Origin of the sequence: Butyrivibrio sp. AE3006, assembly GCF_000424165.1 — a bacterium.
GTDB lineage: Bacteria > Bacillota > Clostridia > Lachnospirales > Lachnospiraceae > Butyrivibrio.
Map to the genome: position 1 here is coordinate 1 of NZ_AUJJ01000041.1, position 1,653 is coordinate 1,653.

Genomic DNA, 1,653 nt, shown 5'->3' on the forward strand with positions numbered 1-1,653 from the left:
TAAAGTGTACCCTTTGTCAAGGACAAATTTAAAAGCATAAAAGCATAGTTATTTGTCTCTTGGAAGATGACCATTGTCATCAATGGATGAGTAAGTGATAAGAGGGTATTTACCAGTTATACAGTACTCATAGTATTCGTTAGGTGACAGCTTAGATAGTTGCCATTGGCCACGATCATTGTTGTAGTAATCCATGTAGTCATCGATGATGGTTTTGGCATCGTTAAAGGATTCGGCAAGGGCTATCTTATCCATGATCTCATCTTTCATGTGACCGAAGAAGCTTTCCTGAGGAGCATTGTCCCAGCAGTTACCACGACGGGACATGGATTGGCGAAGATTAGAATCCTTTACAATTTCACGGAACTTTTTGCTGGTATAGTGACAGCCTTGATCACTATGGATAAGGGTTTCGTCATCCAGAGTGGCTCCGTGGCTATCAATCAGGATGTTGACAGTTTCAAGAACAAAGTCAAGCTCGAGGGATTCACTCAGTACATAAGCGAGGATTTGCATAGTATAGGCATCCTTGATTACTGAAAGATAGAAGAACACACCGCAGCAAGGGATGTAAGTGATATCTGTTAGTAGTACCTTGCGAGGGCCATGTTCCTTAAACTCCCTTTTAAGGAGGTTATCAGCCACAGCATCCGTTTTAAGCGCTTTAGCCATACGGCGGTAAGGGTTCGCTTTACGGATGGGGCATTTGAGCCCGTATTTGTGCATTAGTCGCTGGATCTTCTTGAGGTTCATAAGAACCGGTGGATCCATATGAAGAAGTCGCATATGAATGCTTCTGATGCCTTTATCGTATCCTCTGAACTGATAGGCTTGAAGGATAAGTTCAAAATCGGCTCTGTCCGCAGCTTCCTTCTCGGCACGTTTGTCAGCAGAAGCAACCCAATTGTAGTAGCCGGAGCGTGAAACGCCTGCGATGGCACAGAGTTCCTTGATATTTTGGAGATTGCCCTCCATGGATATGATTTCATGGATGACCTCGTATTTAGCACTTGGTTTATCCATAATCAATTCCTCGGCTTTTTGTCGTTGCCCAGCTCGGTAATTTTTTTTAGAAAATCAACCTGCTGGCGAAGATAAACGAGCTCACGCTGCATAGCAGAAATGGAAAGCTGCGAAGGCATGGTGTTGTAGTCTGTGTTCTCGGGTGCTTTTGCTTTAGCATTGGAGTAGTCCTCTGTAAGAGGTCTGCCGGATTCTACCAGTTCTCGGAGCCTTCTGGCAAAGCCGTAGATACGGGTACGACCAAGAATTTCCGTGTCGTATCCACAGGACTCGAATATTTCGATACTGGTATCGCCCTGCTCATAGCGTGACAGGAAAATGTTTTTAAATTCCAGAGTAAAGATGATCTGGCGGGCGTTTACTTTTGCAGTAAACTGATTGGCAGCCAAAGTCTCAATCTGTTCTGGAGTGAATGTGGATTTTTTGTGATTGCTTAGCATGATATAACCTCCAATTGATTGTATTTTACAACATCTGGACACAAACGTGAGATGCTGTGTCCAGAAAACGGGGTTTTCCATAAAAACCGTGTCCACTTTACGGGGATGCCACTTCCAAAAGGATGAAAGATGGTGTCCGAAAAGTGAGATTTCAGAAAGGTCATGTGTCCATTTTTATGGGTACATTTTA

At 43.7% G+C, this 1,653-nt stretch carries 2 protein-coding genes; both read right to left on the bottom strand.

The window, feature by feature from the left end; all coding sequences use genetic code 11:
- Window positions 1-48 precede the first annotated feature (48 nt).
- On the bottom strand, window positions 49-1,023 hold the full coding sequence (locus G603_RS20730; protein ID WP_051197486.1) for an IS3 family transposase: 975 nt from the start codon (window positions 1,021-1,023) through the stop codon (window positions 49-51).
- 2 nt (window positions 1,024-1,025) lie between these two features.
- Window positions 1,026-1,463: an HTH domain-containing protein gene (locus G603_RS0115675; RefSeq protein WP_035793641.1), complete on the bottom strand. Its 438-nt coding sequence runs from the start codon at window positions 1,461-1,463 to the stop codon at window positions 1,026-1,028.
- Between the last annotated feature and the right edge of the window lie 190 nt (window positions 1,464-1,653).

Coding starts and splice junctions, on each gene's coding strand:
- G603_RS20730 (WP_051197486.1), bottom strand. CDS start 1,023: ATGGATAAACCAAGTGCTAAATACGAGGTCATCCATGAAATCATATCC.
- G603_RS0115675 (WP_035793641.1), bottom strand. CDS start 1,463: ATGCTAAGCAATCACAAAAAATCCACATTCACTCCAGAACAGATTGAG.